Origin of the sequence: Spirosoma endophyticum (genome assembly GCF_900112365.1) — a bacterium.
Taxonomy (GTDB): domain Bacteria; phylum Bacteroidota; class Bacteroidia; order Cytophagales; family Spirosomataceae; genus Spirosoma; species Spirosoma endophyticum.
Map to the genome: position 1 here is coordinate 453,959 of NZ_FOLQ01000001.1, position 18,500 is coordinate 472,458.

General features: G+C 49.2%; 13 protein-coding genes. 2 read left to right on the forward strand and 11 right to left on the reverse strand.

What is annotated here, in order from left to right; genetic code table 11:
- Nucleotides 1-28: 28 nt before the first annotated feature.
- From BM202_RS01730 to BM202_RS01765, 8 genes are all read right to left on the reverse strand, one after another.
- Complete coding sequence (locus tag BM202_RS01730) at nucleotides 29-688, reverse strand: class I SAM-dependent methyltransferase (RefSeq protein WP_093822736.1); 660 nt, start codon at nucleotides 686-688, stop codon at nucleotides 29-31.
- On the reverse strand, nucleotides 685-3,135 hold the full coding sequence (locus BM202_RS01735) for a hypothetical protein (RefSeq protein WP_143100618.1): 2,451 nt from the start codon (nucleotides 3,133-3,135) through the stop codon (nucleotides 685-687). Before BM202_RS01735 ends, BM202_RS01730 begins: the two co-directional genes overlap by 4 nt.
- Nucleotides 3,092-4,081 carry a hypothetical protein gene (locus BM202_RS01740; protein WP_245776484.1) on the reverse strand — a complete coding sequence of 330 codons (990 nt, stop codon included), beginning with the start codon at nucleotides 4,079-4,081 and terminating at the stop codon, nucleotides 3,092-3,094. Before BM202_RS01740 ends, BM202_RS01735 begins: the two co-directional genes overlap by 44 nt.
- Before the next feature lie 153 nt (nucleotides 4,082-4,234).
- Nucleotides 4,235-6,571 (reverse strand): glycoside hydrolase family 65 protein, encoded by a 2,337-nt coding sequence (locus BM202_RS01745; protein WP_093822739.1) that lies wholly within the window; start codon nucleotides 6,569-6,571, stop codon nucleotides 4,235-4,237.
- Nucleotides 6,572-6,591: 20 nt separating this feature from the next.
- Complete coding sequence (locus BM202_RS01750; RefSeq protein WP_093822740.1) at nucleotides 6,592-7,167, reverse strand: DinB family protein; 576 nt, start codon at nucleotides 7,165-7,167, stop codon at nucleotides 6,592-6,594.
- Between the two features lie 107 nt (nucleotides 7,168-7,274).
- Nucleotides 7,275-7,880 (reverse strand): nucleotidyltransferase family protein, encoded by a 606-nt coding sequence (locus BM202_RS01755; RefSeq protein ID WP_093822741.1) that lies wholly within the window; start codon nucleotides 7,878-7,880, stop codon nucleotides 7,275-7,277.
- 74 nt (nucleotides 7,881-7,954) lie between these two features.
- Complete coding sequence (gene truA / locus BM202_RS01760; RefSeq protein WP_093822742.1) at nucleotides 7,955-8,716, reverse strand: tRNA pseudouridine(38-40) synthase TruA; 762 nt, start codon at nucleotides 8,714-8,716, stop codon at nucleotides 7,955-7,957.
- Between the two features lie 292 nt (nucleotides 8,717-9,008).
- On the reverse strand, nucleotides 9,009-10,193 hold the full coding sequence (locus BM202_RS01765; protein WP_093822743.1) for a helix-turn-helix domain-containing protein: 1,185 nt from the start codon (nucleotides 10,191-10,193) through the stop codon (nucleotides 9,009-9,011).
- A gap of 118 nt (nucleotides 10,194-10,311) precedes the next feature.
- Between BM202_RS01765 and BM202_RS01770 the strand changes: the two genes are divergently transcribed.
- Nucleotides 10,312-11,742, forward strand: a complete 1,431-nt coding sequence (locus BM202_RS01770; RefSeq protein ID WP_093822744.1) for an aldehyde dehydrogenase family protein — start codon at nucleotides 10,312-10,314, stop codon at nucleotides 11,740-11,742.
- Nucleotides 11,743-11,870: 128 nt separating this feature from the next.
- Here BM202_RS01770 and BM202_RS01775 read toward each other — a convergent pair whose 3' ends face one another.
- The 3 genes from BM202_RS01775 to BM202_RS01785 all read right to left on the reverse strand — a co-directional run bounded on the left by BM202_RS01775 (nucleotide 11,871) and on the right by BM202_RS01785 (nucleotide 14,286).
- On the reverse strand, nucleotides 11,871-12,290 hold the full coding sequence (locus tag BM202_RS01775) for an RDD family protein (protein WP_245776485.1): 420 nt from the start codon (nucleotides 12,288-12,290) through the stop codon (nucleotides 11,871-11,873).
- Nucleotides 12,291-12,391: 101 nt separating this feature from the next.
- Entirely contained in the window at nucleotides 12,392-13,639 is a 1,248-nt protein-coding gene (locus BM202_RS01780) for a dicarboxylate/amino acid:cation symporter (protein ID WP_093822746.1), read from the reverse strand.
- A gap of 191 nt (nucleotides 13,640-13,830) precedes the next feature.
- A complete protein-coding gene (locus BM202_RS01785; protein ID WP_093822747.1) occupies nucleotides 13,831-14,286 on the reverse strand; it encodes an SRPBCC family protein in 456 nt (151 codons plus the stop codon).
- A 156-nt stretch (nucleotides 14,287-14,442) separates the two neighbouring features.
- Between BM202_RS01785 and BM202_RS01790 the strand changes: the two genes are divergently transcribed.
- Entirely contained in the window at nucleotides 14,443-18,471 is a 4,029-nt protein-coding gene (locus tag BM202_RS01790) for a hybrid sensor histidine kinase/response regulator transcription factor (protein ID WP_093822748.1), read from the forward strand.
- Nucleotides 18,472-18,500 lie beyond the last annotated feature (29 nt).

Sequence of the window (18,500 nt, forward strand, 5' to 3'; positions counted from 1 at the left end):
TGACAACTACCTGATTGGCAGCGATTTCTTACCTTCCCCAAATCTCCGCCCGAACCATCCCTCCTACCTGCGGCTGGCTTTCCTGACGTATCAACCCGGCATCGGCAAGGAACCGTTGCCAGTCGGGTAGTTGCTTTGCTTCAATTCCGGCCGTTAGTTGAAAAAAGCGGATCATGCTCCACAGTAAGGCTTTTTGCCACCAAACATGAGTTGCGACAAAATCAGTGACAAGCCATAAGCTGGTCGGCTTCAGGATACGTAGCAGTCGGGGAATAACGTCGGTTTGTAAGGTTGATTCAGGGAAAAGATCCAGCAAAAAGGGCGTTATGAGGATGTCGAATGGTTCATCGGTGGGCAAGTCACGCACATCTCCGACTCGAAATTCAACGGAACCTACTACGCCGTTTTTCACCATTCGATGGCTGGCTTTCGCTACCATCCGGGCGGACAATTCGAGATAAAGCACACGTCGGGGCTTGCATTTTATCAACACCTGCTCAAGTAGCCAGCCGGTTCCGCCACCCACCAGTAGAATGGTGGCGTCGTGGGGAATCCGATTCAGGAACGTAAGCTGTGCCTGTTGCAGCTTTCTCCCAAACACGACAAACGCAAGGGCATCATATACGGGAGCGATCCAGTCGAAACCGCTTCCGGTATTCGGTTTAGGCCCTATTGGTTCATCGCTCATTCGCCGGTCTGTTCACCAAACGACAGGAAATCCTTGTACATCGCACACTCGCGAATCATCTCTTTATTGAACATCGTGTGGGTATGATTTTTGAAAAAATCGTCATATAGGTTAGCGTATTTAGTTTTACGCAACACCCGCATATTCCTCACAAACGTCGAATCTTCCTCATATACGTAGCCATTCCGAATTTGCTCAATGGATCGCTGCACCGAAAACCCATTGGATTCGCAACGGGCCGCCATGTAAGCCGATCGGTCAGCCATAACAGATGTTTTGGCGAGTTTTGCGGACTGCTCAAAATAATTTCTGGCATACGCAGTCGTGTAATAATCCGTATGCATAAGCGCATCGAAGCGTTTTTGTTTGGCTACGGGATTGGTCGGCACATCGTAAACGGGTGGCTCACCCGCGCTCCAGTAGGACTTTACCAGAAGCCAGGCATTGCCATACCAGCTCAGATTCCAGGCACCACAGCCCAGCTGATAATATAACTCGGCAGCCTTGTCGCCCGTAGCGGCTTTTGCCTGTTGCTTCAGATCGGCCATCCGCCGGGCAAACTGAACCGGCGTGTAAAGGTTCTTTGCCGATTCAGCCGGGAAATTTACGGGAGCGCCTAACTGGGGCATTTTTACCGCGAATGGATTTTTCTGAAAGTACATCGTAAAATTTTCAGTCTTCCATGTTTCAGGCTTTACGTTCGCGAAGGCATCCGCAGCTTCGGCGTAGTGGTGATTCATCATAAGCCGACGCCCCAGCAAGAGATTCAGGTAGTCGCCAGTTAAGCCGGATAATGTCAACAACCGTTTGTCGAAATCAGACGGGTTAGGCTGGCTGGCAAAGGCAATGGCCTGTTGAACAACCGTTGGCGTAATCGAATCCTCGATGGTATGTGGATCGACCGTGCTGGCGAAATACGTAGCAGGGTTCGCCTGTGTCGTAAGCATGGTCAGCAGATACGCTTTCGCCTGACTTGGGCCATCGAAAGGTTCATCCGTTGACCGGGTACAACTCGATAACCAGCCACTTTTCTTCGCTGGCTTTTGCTGATACAAATCGGCAAACTGTTTGCAGACGGCCACAAAGGCGTTGTTAAGTCGGAAATTTAGCGTACTATCAAACTCTTCCAGATAACCAATCAATTGATTTTCAACTTCGGGCGTAATTTTTTCGGTCTGTGCTGCCAGTAATAACATGCGTTGCACGGCAATCTGCGACTTCAGATTTTTGTTCGTTGTCGGTAAAAATGCTGCCTGATCCAGGTGAGTTTGGGCCGCCTTATAGTCTTTGCCAATATAATCCAGGTAGGCAGCCGCCGTGTACCAGAACGCGCCATTACCAAGTTCTTTGTTTTCAGCTGATTCGACAGCAAACGAACGTAGTTTATCGAAATACGATACTGCTTCTGTTTTTCGGCCCTCAAACACTGTTGAATCTGGTCGATTCAGCAAGCCATAATTCACGTATTCCTGCGCCGATGTAAAGAAGTAATATTCATTCCGATTTATTTCCCGCGCCATCACCAACTCAACGAGTGGATTTTTAGGCGCTAAGTGGGCCAGCGCTTTGAGTAAATCCAGTCCATCCTGGCCCGGCTGAATCGCACAGAGCGCATACACAGCCGCTCGTTCCCGATCGGTTTTTGCATATTGCATAGCGCCCTCCTGAAATTTGATATTGTATCGGCGCAAACTCGTTTCAGCCGCTTTCCGGCGCGATGGACACCGATCAAATACCTGCGCAAATTCATAGATCGCCTGGGCCGTATCGCCCAGTGCTAACGTAGCACCCGCCCGTCGGCACAACGCCCAATCGCTAATGAACGTATGTTTCGGCAAAGGCTTGCAGAGTTTATCATAGACGAGTTGCGCCTGTTTATAATCTACCATTTCGCAGGCCAGCTTTACCATCTGAAAGCCATAGCGTTCCTTCAAAAAAGCATCATTTACGCTTTTGTACCCTTTTTGGGCGTCATTAAACAAGTGAGGAAGATTCGCACTGTCGGGTTGGTTAGCACCAGCCTCCCACGGATTCCCCTGTCCGTTGTCGGCTGCCCAGGCGAAATCCAGGTAAGTTACCGCCTGCGGATTGGTCCGGTTCAATGCCGCTTTTAACGTACTGACCGCTTCCGTATTTTCAGCATAGAGTGCCTTACTAATGAGCGTTTGCGGTAGATTGCCACCCACGTAACCTGCCCAGGCTTGTGTGTTTTCGTCCACAATGGTACTGGTCGTGTACTGCTCTGCACTTTCGGCGTCATTATAAAACTGGGGTGTAAAAAAATAGCGTCGATCTTCAGGCTGGGCATTGGTCGATTCGGGCATAAAGAAGCTCATAAACTCATTCGGGTCGAACGATGGACCACAGGCAAATCCGAGAGCGACAGCAACGAGTAAAACAGGCTTACGGAAGCGCCTGAGGGAAGAGAAGGGCTTTAAGGGTTTCACGGGGATACGCAGAAAGTATAGTGGAATCGAGGTGGTATAAAGCAAAAGTAATTTTTTGGTTGCGAATCTGGCCTAGCAGTCGCTTTTTTTCGGTCAGCAGCATCTCGGCCGAAACAGCTTCAGCCCGAAACAGGTCGCCCCGCCGAACTGAAAACCCGAAAGCCGACGTATCACGTGTGGCCAGAAACCGCATGCTATCGGACTGAACGTCCAGAAATTCACGACTCGCTAATGACGTCCGGTCAACGTTGTTTAAAAACGTCAGGAAACGATTATTCCGATACACTACCGTCCAGCGGAAAAGCGGCAGCACAACATCGAGCGGCAATGGATAGGTTGGCACAAACGACAGATACTGGTTGGCAACGTCGGCATCGTAAATGGAATTGCGCGTGTCAGCCCGTTTCCAGTCCGCTACGTTGTAGAGCATCAACATACCCCGCGCTACGGGCGGAATACCCGTTTGATCGGTGTACTTGATCTGATGCAGCCGGATCGTTGCCGAAAGTGGGCAATAAAGTTGCTGATTCAGCAGTGTAAGCAACTTAAAATAGCGATCGCGCGTGCTGGTCGACCAGTCGCAGTCAACCTGCACTTCCTGGAACCGGATCTCATTTTTCTGACTGATGCGGGTGATGGCCTGGGTAACATTTGTAGCCAGTTCAGGCAGTGCTGAAGGCGCTACGTTGCTCAGCGTCCGGTTTGTGATGAAGACCACCGGCACTACGTTACCTATAGGCTGCTGCCGACATTGAACAAAGGCTTTCGGTACTGGCTGACGGGTTTTTGCGTCCCAGTCTACATCGAAAAAATGAAGGTATACCTTACTAATTTTCAGCTCTTTAAGCTGCTCCAATTCCGAATGAGTTGGGTTGTAGGCTACTTTCCAGTGATAAAAGGCGGGGGTAATCTGTTTGGGTGATTCGGTAGTTTGGCAGGCGACCATACTCACACATAGTGCTAAGAACCCAAGTACATTCTTGGGTTGGCTTATTATTTTCCCCATGCCTTATACAACATCGGGTCAAAACCCGGCGCAAGTAAAGATATACATTGCGCCGGGTTTTGACCCGGTGTCTAGTCTACTTTGATTTTATTCTCACACCTTCTCCGTCACACCCACCGTCTTATGGCTCTCAGCTTTAACCGTTACGTCTTTACCAAGCAGTTTGATGATAATTGGAGAAGTCGAGAAATTCTGTACCGTTACGTCCTGTTGGGTGGTTGTCACCTGAATTAACGCGCCCCGGAATCGTATCTTAAACGCCAGCGACTGCCAGTTATCGGGGCAGTAGGGATTTAGCGATAACTGCTGGTCGGTGCCGCCTTTATTCTCAATGCGGAGTCCACCGAAGCCTTTCACTACGGCCAGCCACGTACCGGCCATTGACGTGATGTGGCAGCCGTCTTCGGTGTCATTGTTGTAATCGTCCAGGTCAAGCCGGGCTGTGCGCAGATACATTTCGTAGGCTTTTTCCTTCATTCCCAGCTTCGACGCCTGAATCGAGTGAACGCAGGGCGAGAGCGACGACTCATGCACCGTCATTGGTTCGTAGAAGTCGAAATTGCGACGTAGCGTTTCGGTATCGAACTCATCTTCAAAGAAATAGAGCCCCTGCAACACGTCGGCCTGTTTGATAAAACACGAACGCAGTATCCTGTCCCACGACCAGTGTTGATTAATAGGCCGCTGCCCTTTCGGAATGTCCGACACCGGCATGAGGTCTTTATCTAAAAACCCTTCCTGCTGTAGAAAAACGCCCAGCGTCTCATCCTGTGGCAGGTACATTTTGTCGATAATGTGCCGGGCCGTAGCCAGTTCTTTTTCTTCCCGGAAATGAATCCGATCAATCAGCTCGGCGTATTTAGTGGGGTCCAGCGCTTTCACTTTAGCCACGGCTTCGGTCGTGTACCGCAACGTCCAGGCGGCAATGTAATTCGTGTACCAGTTATTATTGATGTTATTTTCGTATTCGTTCGGGCCCGTTACGCCCAGCATAACGTACTGCTCCTTCGCTTTCGACCAGTTGACACGCTGGCTCCAGAACCGACTGATGGCAATGAGAACTTCCAGGCCGTAGTCGACCAGATACTGCTCGTCGGCGGTGTAGCGAACGTAGTCGTAAATGGCGTAGGCAATGGCTCCATTCCGGTGAATTTCCTCAAAGGTGATTTCCCACTCATTGTGGCACTCCTCGCCCGTCATCGTCACCATTGGATACAGCGCAGCGCCCGCCCGAAAGCCAAGTTTTTGGGCATTTTCGATGGCTTTGCCCAGTTGCTTATAGCGATAGACCAGCAGGTTTTTAGCCACTTTCTGATCGGCCGTCGAGAGGTAGAATGGCAGGCAGTACGCTTCGGTGTCCCAGTAGGTCGAACCACCGTATTTCTCACCCGTAAATCCTTTCGGACCAATGTTTAGGCGCTCATCTTCACCAGTATACGTCTGGTTAAGCTGGAAAATATTGAATCGGATACCCTGCTGCGCCACGATGTCGCCGTCAATTACAATATCGTTGGTTTTCCATTTATCGGCCCAGGCCTGCTTCTGCTCGAACAGCATTTTTTCGAAGCCTTTCCGCGTAATGCGCTGGATGTACTGGTGCGCGTCTTTGATGATCGTGTCGCTGTCGTAATTGAGCGACGACAAGTTTACGGCGTACTTATACATGACTGTTTCCTGTCCCTGTCGACAGTCGAGCGTAATCCGGTTCGCTACGTATTTTTCGTATTTAATTGGCTGCGACTGGTAATCAACCTTTACGCCATCCTGTTCGATTTCAACACACATGCCGGTCGCTACGTGGAAGCCTGTTTTACGAGTGCGCAACTCAATATAGGCTTCACCGTAAGCCGTTTCTTTCCGCACTTCGTCCCAGAACGTTTCGTCGTAATTGGCATCGCGGTTGCGGATATCGCCATTGATGTAGGGTGTAACGGTAATCTTGGCGTCGAAATTCAGCGGTTTAACGGCGTAGCGAATGGCCCCGGCTTCGTCGTCGACAATGGAGCAAAACCGTTTTGCATTTACCTGTACTTCTTTCCCACTCTTGAGCTGCGCAACAAACGAACGTTCGAGATAACCTTCCTGCATGTTCAGCACCCGTCGGAAATCGCGCACCTCGCACTGATTCAGGTCGAGTGTTTCGTACTCAATATCAATATCGATACCAATCCAGTTGGCCGCATTCAGCACTTTGGCAAAGTATTCGGGGTAGCCATTTTTCCACCAGCCAACGCGGGTTTTGTCGGGATAATAAACGCCCGCTACGTAGTTACCCTGCAAGGTTTTACCCGTAAATTTCTCTTCAAATGAACCGCGCCCACCAAGCCTGCCATTACCGAGTGACATCACACTTTCGGTAATTTCGTTGTAGTCACGGTGAAATCCTTCTTCAACAATATTCCAGGGGTCTTCAGTAAAATAGTGTTTCATCAATGGTTAGTTATAGATCTCTACTGCGTAAAAGTAGCCATTTCCGCTTTTACATGCATGGCTTGGTTCATATGTCGTTCCGTATGCGCGATCAGCATTTTGAGGGCATCTCCCAACCGAATCCTGAGCCAGTTACCAAACAACGACATCACTTTCTCCTGATTCCAATCGAGGTAAACGGCTTTGTTCAGGAGCGAAAGCAGTAACGTTTGTAGCTCAACAAATTGCCCCAGCACGTCGGCAGGAACCAGATCAGCGGCTGGCCGGGGACGTATCATTCCCGGCGCTGGCAATTTAATTTTCACGGTTGGGTCAACGGCAAACAGCATGACCCTCCCAACCCAGTCACTCATGACAGGCTGGTCTGTGGGGTTGGTTTGCACCAGCCCAAGCTTATCAACTTTATGCTGAATATTCCGAATGTAGAACCGTTCGGCCAGATTCAGATGCTGTAAACACTCCACAATACTCCAGCGATCGGGTGCGGGTTTCCACCGTAGTTGTTCGTCAGTCAGGGGAGTAAATTCCCGTTCTACTGTTTCCAGAACGGTCTTAAGACGAGTTTTCAGATCGTGGGCAGCGTTTAGTTTTTGCATGATTTATGTGTAAAGACGCAAATAAACGTCTCCTGTGCGTCAGCAATATGTATGTCAGTAAAATCACCCGGTCAGGAGACGCCTATTTGCGTCTCTACACGCAACGTCTATTGCGTCTGCATCAGTACCTGCTGAAACAACTCAACATCTCGCTTTGAATCGAGGTCGATGCCTCCGGCTTCAAAAGGGACTTCCGAGCAATCAGCCCGGTGTTTAACAATGACCCATTTTACGCCCTTATCCCCTTCCAGCTTAAGGAGTTCGGCAATGTAGTCGCGATCGAACAGGGCCGGTACACTCAGCTGCGTATCGTAGCGGCAAGCCACAATGCCTTTAGCTTCCTCGTTCCGTACTTCGAGCATGTGCAGGAGCAAGCCTAACGACACCATTGGCTGATCGGTATGAAGCACCAGCACAGCGTCAATGTCTTTATGCGTCAGGTATAAAGCGGCTAATCCCGTTTTCAGCGATGATGCCTGCCCCGTCGGCCAGCTTGGATTATCAACCAGCGTAACAGGCAATCCCGTTAACTCGGGCACAATTTGGGCACGATAGGCACCCAGCACCACCACTACCGGGCCGCATTGCAACGCCAGCGCACTTTCGGTTATTCGACGTAATAGCGACTGCCCTTTATAGGTAAGCAGTTGCTTCGGTTCACCGCCCATTCGCGACGAGTCGCCAGCGGCTAATATGATTGTTCCTATTTTCAAGTGAAATCTTTTTAGAAAGAAGAAAGATACTAAAGAAATAGTGAACGAGTGAATGAGTGGAACGTTGGCATAAACTATTTTTCACTCGTTCGTTGGGCAAATACCTCGGCCGGATAGCCAACTTCGACCAACGACAACCCATCGGCGGGAGCAGCATGACCCGCCCGTTTCCGGTCTTTAGCCTGAATAATTCCCTCAAATTCAGCAACACTGAGCCGCTCCTGTCCCACGGCCAGTAACGTGCCGACAATGGCACGCACCATGCCTCTCAAAAAGCGGTCGGCGCGGATGTGAAACACTAAATCACCGTTATTTTTCTGTTCCCAGTAGGCTTTATCAATTCGGCAGTTAAATGTCTTAACGTCAGTTTTCACTTTACTAAAGCTTTCAAAATCAATATAATGGAGTAATCGTTCAGCCGCTTCGTTCATCAAATCTACACGCAATGGTAGCGAAAACACATAGACTAACCCATCCCGAAACGGGTCTTTCCGGCGGCTGATCTGGTACTGATAGTAACGAAACGTAGCGGTGTAACGGGCATGATCATCGGCCCTAACCGGAAAGCAATCATAGACGGCAATGTCCGATGGGATCAAGCTATTCAATGACCGAATCAGGTGGTCAGATAACGTAGCGTCTGTCTCAAAATGAGCAAATTGCTCGCCCGCATGAACGCCCGCATCGGTTCGGCCGCTGCCTGTAAGCGCAATAGGCTGGCGTAATACCGTCGTTAGTGCTGTTTCGAGAACTTCCTGTATGCTCAGGCCATTGGGTTGCCGCTGCCAGCCGTGATAGTTCGTTCCCCGATAGGCCAGTTGAAGAAAATAACGCATAATGGCCGCAAAAGTACAGGTTGGTCAGCGGGATAAAAACGGTAAGGGACTTTGGTTTCAGGAAAACTATTCCCTAATGCCAAAGCCCCTATCAAAAGAGAAAGGAAAACCCTTAACATAACCAGGCCCTAAAACCTGTTTTGCTTCCGGGAACGTTATCGTCCTTATTGAACATCGACGATAAGCCTGCTATCTTGTTTTGTAACTACCTGAAATGAACAGAGTTTCCTATAAACATCAAAATTTAGTAGACGGTGTCTGGTTGCTACATCCCTGAAGACGGTCTCCCTGGTTATAGGCGCTCCACTTCGAATTTTAGCTCATCGACTAATTGCCGAAGTCGATCTGTGTTCGGGGCTGGTTGTGGCATTTGCTGGCTCACAAACGCGCAGATTTCCCATACTTCGAGCACATCTTTTAACGCGATCTCCCGATTGGGAATATCGGCTCGGTCGGCTGTCAGCAGCAGGCTACCTTTTACTTTTACCTGATTATATACCCGACGGCAATAAACACCCGAAGTCATGTTGTCGGCCCGCTGGGGCTGAATGAGTAGTACGTACATTTTGCCATCGGCAATGTCGAACCAGTTCCGAACGAACGTTCCAACCAGCAGGGCCCTCGGAAATGTAAAATCGTCGCCCGCTTCAAAAGCCCGATAATGACCTTCGGGTAACGTCGGCAGATGCATAGCCGGAAGCCGATGCAGGAAATCGGCCTGCTGGTGCCGTTGCCCGTACTCCATAAATTGCCGCTGCATCACAACCGGAATCGCAGGCGCAACCGACTGTGTTGATTGACTCGGGCGAGCCGACGATGCCGAACCCTCGTATACATTATTGAACGACAGCGATTCAGGCTGCCGCGTCGGTACAGGGCGAGACTGACCAGCGCGCAAGTCAGGTTGGGGATTAAACAGATTATCAACGGACTGAAATCCATTCGACTGCTGGCGCTCAGCGGCTGTTCGTTCCTGAACAGGACGTACCGGGGACGTGATTTGGGGCGGAATCGGATGATCTGAACTCCGTCGGGGTTCCTCTTTCGTCTGGTAATATTTGTTCAGAACCGACGACAACGGTTGAGGTTCGGGTGCCGGCGGTGTAGGTGAAGCAAAAATATCGGGAAAATCGGGATGCTGAAAAGGGTCATCATCCGACACCAGTTTCCCATCAGACCGAATGGCCGATCCAGTTTCGGCGCTTCGATACGTATCCGCTGGCTTGCCCGACTGGCCGAGTGGAATGCTAAGATTGGGCGTTTCGCGAAGTTTTCGGAGGTCCTGCCGCGTCAGCAGTTCAACCGTTGTATTGAACGCTTTAGCAATCGCCTGTATATTTTCCTGGTTCGGGTTTGCACGGCCTTCCTCATAGGCCCCTAGTAACGAACGTTTTATGCTTATTTTACGAGAAAATTGCTCCTGTGTCAGACCGTTAAGTTTGCGCAGGTAGCGGATGTTATCACTAACGAGCGTCATCCGTTATAAAATTTGCTAAAGTTTCAGCTAAGATAGACGATTCACGTTTTAAATGCCAATACCCAACAGTACCTCACCTTTTTTGTACTTTTAACGTATTATTTTGACTTTAGCTCGCATGACTACTCTACCGCCCAAAGCTGACCTGCATACGCCAATGCGAACTACGTTCGATGCCCAACGTCGACATGCTTCCAAGATGGCGCTAACCAGTGCCGACCAGCGTATCGAACGTATCAGGCGCATTCAGACATGGATAAAAATCCATCAATCTGACATTCAGCAGGTCATGTACGATGATTTTCGGAAGCCGTCGGCGGAAGTTTTGCTAGGCGAATTAATGGCGCTACATGCTGAAATCAAGCACACCATCGGGCATTTAAAGCAGTGGATGAAGCCCCAATCCTTGCCAACGCCCATGGCTCTCATTGGTACTAGAAGTTACTTTCGCCACGAGCCAAAAGGCAATGTGCTCATCATTGCTCCCTGGAATTACCCATTTGTGTTAACGATCAGGCCGTTGGTTTCTGCCATTGCCGCCGGGAACGTAGCGATCCTTAAACCTTCCGAGCTGACGCCCCACACGGCTGGCTTGATCAATAAAATGATTACAGCGCTGTTTCCACCGGAGGAAGTAGCTGTTTTTGAAGGCGATGCCGACGTATCGAAAGCGCTACTCGAACTGCCGTTTAACCATATTTTCTTCACGGGTAGCCCAGCCGTTGGACGCATCGTGATGGCCGCTGCCGCCAACCATTTAGCGTCGGTTACGCTCGAATTAGGCGGCAAGTCACCGGCGATTGTCGATGAGACAGCCGATATTAAACAAGCAGCCGGGCAGTTAGCCTGGGGCAAATGCCTGAACAATGGGCAGACCTGCATTGCCCCAGATTATCTACTTGTCCATCAATCTATTAAGCAACCGTTCATGCAAGCGCTGCATGATACGTTAACCGGCATGTACCGCCCGGACGGGAAGCCCGTCGAAGCGTCGGATAGTTACGCCCGCATTGTGAACCAGCCCCATTTTCAACGGATTAAAAATCTGGTAGACGATGCGGTCAACAAGGGCGCAACGATTACATACGGTGGCAGGATGAACGCCGATCAGAATTTTATTGAACCGACCGTTCTGGAAGGAACTACCGACGATATGCGGGTGATGCAGGACGAGATTTTCGGCCCGGTGCTGCCCGTCCTGACCTATACTAACCTCGACGATGCCTTACACATCGTGAACCAGCGCGAGAAACCGCTGGCGCTGTACATCCACAGCCGAAATCGCAAAAACACGCAGTACATCCTGGATCGCACGTCAGCGGGCGACACGGTCATTAACGATACGTTAGTTCAATTCGGCAATGTAGAACTACCCTTTGGCGGAGTCAATAACAGCGGCTTGGGAAAATCGAACGGCTTCTTCAGTTTCCAGGAATTTTCCAATCAGCGGGGCGTCATGCAGCGCGATTTTGGCACCATGAAATTCATTTATCCTCCTTATACAGAGAAGGTTAAGAAGCTGATAAACTTCCTTGTCACGTATTTATGAGTGATAGTGAGCATCAAATCACACACAGATCTGACAATCAACGTATTACTTAATCTCGCCAGGCCGTCACAAAAAAAGGCCACAACCTGTTTAGATCGTGGCCCAAATCAATAAAAAAATGAGGATGATTATGCCTTTATAACAATGGTTTTCGCCCATTTATCACCGAATCGTTTGCTATCGGCGCTAAACACCATCAAAGCATCGATAATATTGAAGAAAGGAATTAATAAGGATACCTGACGGGTAATAGCTGTACCATAATCACCAACCAGGCTTCCGCCGGTATCTTCCTTAATGACCTTAATGCCCATCAGTTTTTTACCTATGCTTTGGCCGCCTAAATAACCTCCCATTTCGGGTAAGGCATCTTTTGTAAGCAGATAGCCAATGGTAATTATATAACCTACGGTAATCAGGTTGTAGGATACAATCATTAACAACCAGACAGCTAGATTACCAATTACACCGTCAATAAATGCAGCGATAAAACGCTGTAACGGAGTTGCCTTTATATAAGCAGTCACGGGAACGTAAGAGGGTTGCACAATCTTTTGGGTTTAGAGTGAAACGAATCAATATCACCTGCCCAACTTACGAAATCGACAGGGAACACCAATGCAATCTCTTACAAACCGGTAAGGATTTATTAAACGGCAACTTCGTCAGTCTCAATAGGCTGCGTTCTGAATTCCCCCTCCCACTTGGAAATAACACAGGTTGCAACGGCATTACCTGCCACACTCGTAGCCGAACGCCCCATGTCCAGCACTTGATCGATACCCAGCAAAAGCGCCAGTCCTTCAATCGGCAGATTGAACAACGACATTGTACCGGCAATCACCACCAGTGAGGCCCTTGGGACACCGGCAATCCCTTTGGAGGTAATCATCAGCGTTAGCATCATGGTGATTTGTTGTTCGATGCTGAGCGGCACATGATAGGCCTGGGCAATAAATGCCGTCGCAAATGTCATGTACAGCATTGAACCGTCTAGGTTAAACGAATAACCCAGTGGCAGCACGAACGAAATAATACGCTCGGAGCAGCCGAATCGACGTAGTGCTTCAATAGTTTGCGGAAATGAGGCTTCTGAGCTGGCCGTACTAAACGACAGGATAACCGCCGAGCGAATTTCTTTCAATAAGGCGATGTAGGGAATCCCGACGACTAAACAAATTGCGGCCAGTACGACGAAAATAAAGAACAATAATCCACCAAAAAAGCAAAGAATCAGGTAGACGTAACCACCTAAAATTCCTAATCCCTGCTGGGCTACAATAGCGGCAATGGCCCCCAATACGCCAAAAGGAGCAAAGGACATTACGTAGCTGGTGATCTTGAACATAATATGCGAAAGTGCATCCAGGGCCTTTATCATGATCTTCCCCTGTTCCCCAACAGCGCCAACGGCAATCCCGAAAAAGATACTGAACACCACGATCTGGAGGATTTCATTAGTAGCCAACGCTTCGATGAAACTCGTTGGGACAATATGGGTAATGAAATTCTCGAACGACATTTTCTGAACCTCAACCCCAACATCAGTGCCTTTGGCAGGCAATTGGGTGATATTCATTACTTCACCCGGCCGCATGATATTAACGACCAGCAGCCCAACAATTAATGATAGAATCGTAGCGAAATAGAAATAAGCTAATGTTTTGAGGCCAATACGTCCAACCGTACCAAAGTCACCGAGTTTGGCAATGCCTACAACCAACGTAGCGAAAACGAGTGGCCCAATAATCATTTTGATGAGCCTCAGAAAAATTTTGGACAGAATATTGAGGTCCGTTCCCGAAAAACCCGAGGTAGTGGCCGGAAAAAAATAACCGATTGCAATGCCGAGCAACATGCCCAGAAAAATACGGGTCGTCAGATTTGGAAGTTTCATGCACTAAGATTAAAAATACGGTAGTGAACAAATATATAGGAATCTGAGCAGTTCAGAAAGCCGGTTTATATAGAATGAGCCCTCCCGGCCAAGTATAGTACGGCATTTTATGAGGAAATAGATACTTTATATTCGTCAATTTCCAGTAAGACAGTATCATTTATTGCTTCATAGATTTGCTGATGACCGTATCACTGTTGGCCAAAGACTCGCCGGTAAATCGGACGGCGATAAGCAAACTGAAGCCAAAGCAGCGGGTAAAGAATATAATCTGTCAGCAGGAATGGCGTTTTAAACGTAATGTCATCGACAATGCTAGTTTGATTGCCGTTTTTTTCATCGAGCACACGTAGCAGTCCATGGTGATGCTGCCAGAAGCTCAGGAAAAAAGGGAGCTGAATGCCTTTATCAACAAAGAATATCTCAGTGTCGGTCTGTTGCTGATCAACAATGTGACTTACCCAGTCCTGCTGAAACAGAAAAAAATTCAGCCGTAAATGAACGACATCACCTCGGAGGCAACCATCGAAACGAATTACCTTAACGGGTGGAAACGGGGGATTAAGTCGTTCAAATAGAGCAAGATTAAACCCGGCCCAGACAATGGGCAGTGACTGGCGAACCTGAGTAACAAGACGAAGATGCATAAAAGGTAAACAAGTTGTTGATCAAATTGTGAAACAAAAGCCTTACCTTTTACTAAAAAAACTGCCGTAACATTGATAATTATGGTGAAGAAGACGAATTTGTCTTTCCTTTCCAGGTTTCCAATGAACCGGATAGGGCAATTTTTCCGTCAGTGTATGCACAGGTTCAGTTGGTGGGTAGCTTGTTTTTGGGTCATTGGTTTACTCGGTCGAGTCATTCCAGCCAGGGCTAGTTTTCCCGAACCGGAGTACCTTACCGTACGTAGCGGCTTACCACAGGGATTTGTCAACTCAATAATTCAGGATCGGCGCGGCTTTATCTGGCTATCCACGCGCGATGGTCTATGTCGCTACGATGGCGTTCGGTTTCGCATTTACACGAACGATCCTCAGCAACAGTACTCTCTGTCCTTCAGCAGCTTATATGAGATAAAGGAAGACCGCAAAGGCCGCTTGTGGATTCGCACAGAAACGAATGGTATCGATTGTTTTGACCCGGTTACCGAAAAATCCAATCGAATTTCCAATTCTCATCCCTATCGGCAGGCACTTGGTCGCGACCAGCTCATTGGTATCTGGCCTGACAAGTCGGGCAATGTCTGGGTGGCAACGAAAACAAATGGTTTTTTTCGGCTCAATGCAAACGGCTCCATTTCACACAAATTCTGGGGAATGCAGGGCGATACGGTTCAACGGACACTCCATTCGATGTTATTCGATCGCCACAACCACCTTTGGTTGTCCGCCCAGGATGGTTTATTTCGGTATGATATAGCGACGGGTAAATTCACCGGCTTTCGGACGGCGCAGGGATTGCCCGGTAACGATGTGTATGGGCTGCATGAGCGGGCCAACGGTGAGTTGATGCTTGGGTTTCCGGGCCAGGTGGCAATCCTAAATCCAACAGGCGGGCGTGTCCGCAAAGTGATCCCGCTACCCGCCGACCCAACCAGCTTGCCTTTATTTACAGGGGACGCAAAAGGGATCGATTACATTAACCAGGGCCGCTATACGGATAAGGAGGGCTTGGTTCCGTTGCTCACCGACTCGAATAATCCATCGGCGGGAACGTATCGCTCGCCCAAATTAGCTCACTTTTCGCCCCTGTCGCTGCTGGTTGACCGAACCAATGTTCTTTGGCTTGGCCTCGATGGCGATGGCGTAATTAAGTATGACCTCAACAAACGTTCGTTTCAAACCTGGCCCTACGTCCATAAATTTCAGACTGACTGGCTAACGCAACAGTTTGGCGTGCCACCAGCTGCCATTCCAGAGCTAATCAGACAGCAAGCCGCCAGTGATATCCGGTATCAATTTGACAATACTAAAACGTTATGGATCAGCAGCACGAAAACCCCTCCCTATCAATACATTGCCAGCCAAAAGCTATTTGCTCCCGTTCAGCCAACGGGTATTGAAGCCCGCTGGTTACCATCACCCGCCAATTTCCGTTTGACAGCCATTTCGGCCGGAACACAGGGAGATATCTGGGGGCTGCTGGCCCCTCATAATCAGGCCGTCGTTCGCTACAATGCCGATAAGCGAACGTTTACCGCCTTTCCGCTGCCCCTGCCAGACCGTCATCCGTACGTTATTCGGGCCATGATGGTCGATGGTGGACGTGTATATTTAGCTACCGAAAATCACGGACTACTTCGGGCCGACTTATCAACAAAACGACTGATTCGCTGGCAGGTTGGCGAGAAAAATCCTCAATCGCTGCCGGGTAATTCGCTTTTATGCCTGACACAGGACCCTGTTCATTATAATTATCTGTGGATTGGCACATTTGGTCGAGGACTTTGCCTGCTTGATAAGTTGACCGGTCGAATTCGCCAGTTTACCATGGCCCAGGGTTTGCCCAATAATGTGATCTATGCGATCCATCCGGATAAAAATGGCCACCTCTGGCTCAGTACTAACCGAGGTCTCTGCCGGTTCGATACCCGAACGTTCGAAGCCAGAAGCTACACCGCCGACGATGGGTTGCCAAGTGATGAGTTTAACCTGTTTCAGGACGTAGCACTTCCCGACGGACGATTGATTTTCGGTGGTATTAGCGGTTACACTAGTTTCGATCCGCAACTAGTTCGTGAAGATCACTTTAAACCCGTCGTAGCGCTAACGGCACTACGTATCAACAATCAACTAATAAGCACAACCACACCGGACTCACCCATTCAGCGGGATATTGACGAAACGAAAGAGATTGTTCTGGATCATCAGCAGAACTTTCTTTCTATTGACTTTTCAGCACTTCAGTTTAACCAAAGCCGCAAAAATCAGTATCGATATAGGCTCATTGGACTAGAAGATAACTGGATTTCCAGCGGGAATCAGGCTACCGCTACGTATACAAACCTGCCGCCGAAAACGTACACATTCCTGGTAAACGCATCGAATACATCAGGCATCTGGAGTTCCCATGTCCACTCGTTAACCATCGTTATTGAGCCTCCTTTATGGGCAACCTGGTGGGCGTATCTGGGGTATGCGCTGCTTTTACTCGGCGCCCTTGTCTCCTATGTCAGAATACGCATCCGCCGGTTACGTCAACAGAGTGAGATGGAATTGCGGGAGCAGGAAGCGGTCCAGCTTAAACATCTGGACGAAGTAAAAACGCGCTTCTTTGCTAATATTACTCATGAACTCCGCACACCGTTAACACTCATTATCAGCCCACTAGAGCAGGTATTGACGGAAACACTTAACTCACCGGTTCACCACCGGCTGACGATAATTTATCGAAATGCGAATCGGCTACTGCGACTGATTAACGAGTTACTCGATCTGGCCAAGCTTGATGCCGGAAATTTAACCGTTACGCCGACACCGGGTAATTTACCGGAATTTATCGACCGAACAGTACTTGTGTTCGCTGAAGAAGCTGAGCGTAAGCACATTTTGTTACAACTTACTCACCACATCAGACACCATCATTATTGGTTCGATGCCGATAAAGTCGAGAAAATACTGACCAATCTGCTGTCGAATGCCCTTAAATTCACGAATGACCATGGTTCGGTAACGGTTACTACGCAGGTTCATCCCGTTGAGGCTCTATCAGCCATTGTATCCAACACGGATCTGATTTGTCTTACCGTTCACAACACCGGAGCCAGCATTCCAGCGAATAAACTCGCCAATGTATTTGACCGGTTTTATCAGGTCGACCCAACTTCCGACAGCGCCATGAACGGGTCAGGTATTGGATTAGCCCTGGTAAAAGAGCTTGTTGAGATCATGCAGGGCACAATTTCCGTGACAAGTAGCCCTTTGGAGGGTACTACGTTCGTTGTCGAATTGCCCTGCCGTCAGGTCAACGCCCCCCCTGCACCGACCGCCACGACGCCTGTGTTTGACTCCACGTCGAACGGCAGCTATACCCTCACGAACCAACCAACCGATGCTGAAAATACGGCTCGATTACTGCTGGTAGAAGATGATGACGAGATTGCTGACTACGTAATCTCTACCCTGAATACGGAATGGACTATCCAGCGGGTCAACAACGGGCGATTAGGACTGGCAGCCGCCATTGCCGATGGACCGGATATGATTATTAGCGACGTGCTGATGCCCGAAATGGATGGGTACGAACTTTGTCGCCAACTCAAAAATAATCCCATCACGAGCCACATACCCATCCTGCTACTAACGGCCAAAGTCGCTGTCGAAAGTCGGCTTGAGGGATTAACTGCCGGAGCCGACGATTATTTAGCGAAGCCTTTTCAGGTGAATGAACTGCGTGGGCGTATTCGGAATCGGCTGGCGCATCAACATCGCATGCGTCAGTATTACCGAACTCAGCTGCTGGGAGAAGGTCATCTGCCGATGGCTAGTCAGGCACCCGCCGACGAGTTCATGAATCGGGTCTATAACGTACTGGAAAGTCGACTGGACGATACGACATTCGGGGTCGAACCGTTGGCAACGGACATTGGCATGAGTCGCATGCACCTGAATCGAAAAGTGAAAGCCATGACCGGCTTAACTCCCAACGAACTCATTCGTGTAGTGCGCCTAAATCGGGCGGCAGAGTTGCTTCTGACCGGCGCATCCATCTCCGAAGTAGCTGACCGGGTTGGGTTCGATACGCCGGCCTACTTCTCAAAAGTATTCAAGGACCAGTACCACCTGACCCCTTCCGAATACGTTGAAAAGAACCGCCACGAGATGGTTTAGGCCGCACGATTCCCTCCCTATTTTTCAGG

Coding starts and splice junctions, on each gene's coding strand:
- BM202_RS01730 (WP_093822736.1), bottom strand. CDS start 688: ATGAGCGATGAACCAATAGGGCCTAAACCGAATACCGGAAGCGGTTTC.
- BM202_RS01770 (WP_093822744.1), top strand. CDS start 10,312: ATGACTACTCTACCGCCCAAAGCTGACCTGCATACGCCAATGCGAACT.
- BM202_RS01745 (WP_093822739.1), bottom strand. CDS start 6,571: ATGAAACACTATTTTACTGAAGACCCCTGGAATATTGTTGAAGAAGGA.
- BM202_RS01750 (WP_093822740.1), bottom strand. CDS start 7,167: ATGCAAAAACTAAACGCTGCCCACGATCTGAAAACTCGTCTTAAGACC.
- truA (WP_093822742.1), bottom strand. CDS start 8,716: ATGCGTTATTTTCTTCAACTGGCCTATCGGGGAACGAACTATCACGGC.
- BM202_RS01740 (WP_245776484.1), bottom strand. CDS start 4,081: ATGGTCGCCTGCCAAACTACCGAATCACCCAAACAGATTACCCCCGCC.
- BM202_RS01780 (WP_093822746.1), bottom strand. CDS start 13,639: ATGAAACTTCCAAATCTGACGACCCGTATTTTTCTGGGCATGTTGCTC.
- BM202_RS01790 (WP_093822748.1), top strand. CDS start 14,443: ATGCACAGGTTCAGTTGGTGGGTAGCTTGTTTTTGGGTCATTGGTTTA.
- BM202_RS01785 (WP_093822747.1), bottom strand. CDS start 14,286: ATGCATCTTCGTCTTGTTACTCAGGTTCGCCAGTCACTGCCCATTGTC.
- BM202_RS01765 (WP_093822743.1), bottom strand. CDS start 10,193: ATGACGCTCGTTAGTGATAACATCCGCTACCTGCGCAAACTTAACGGT.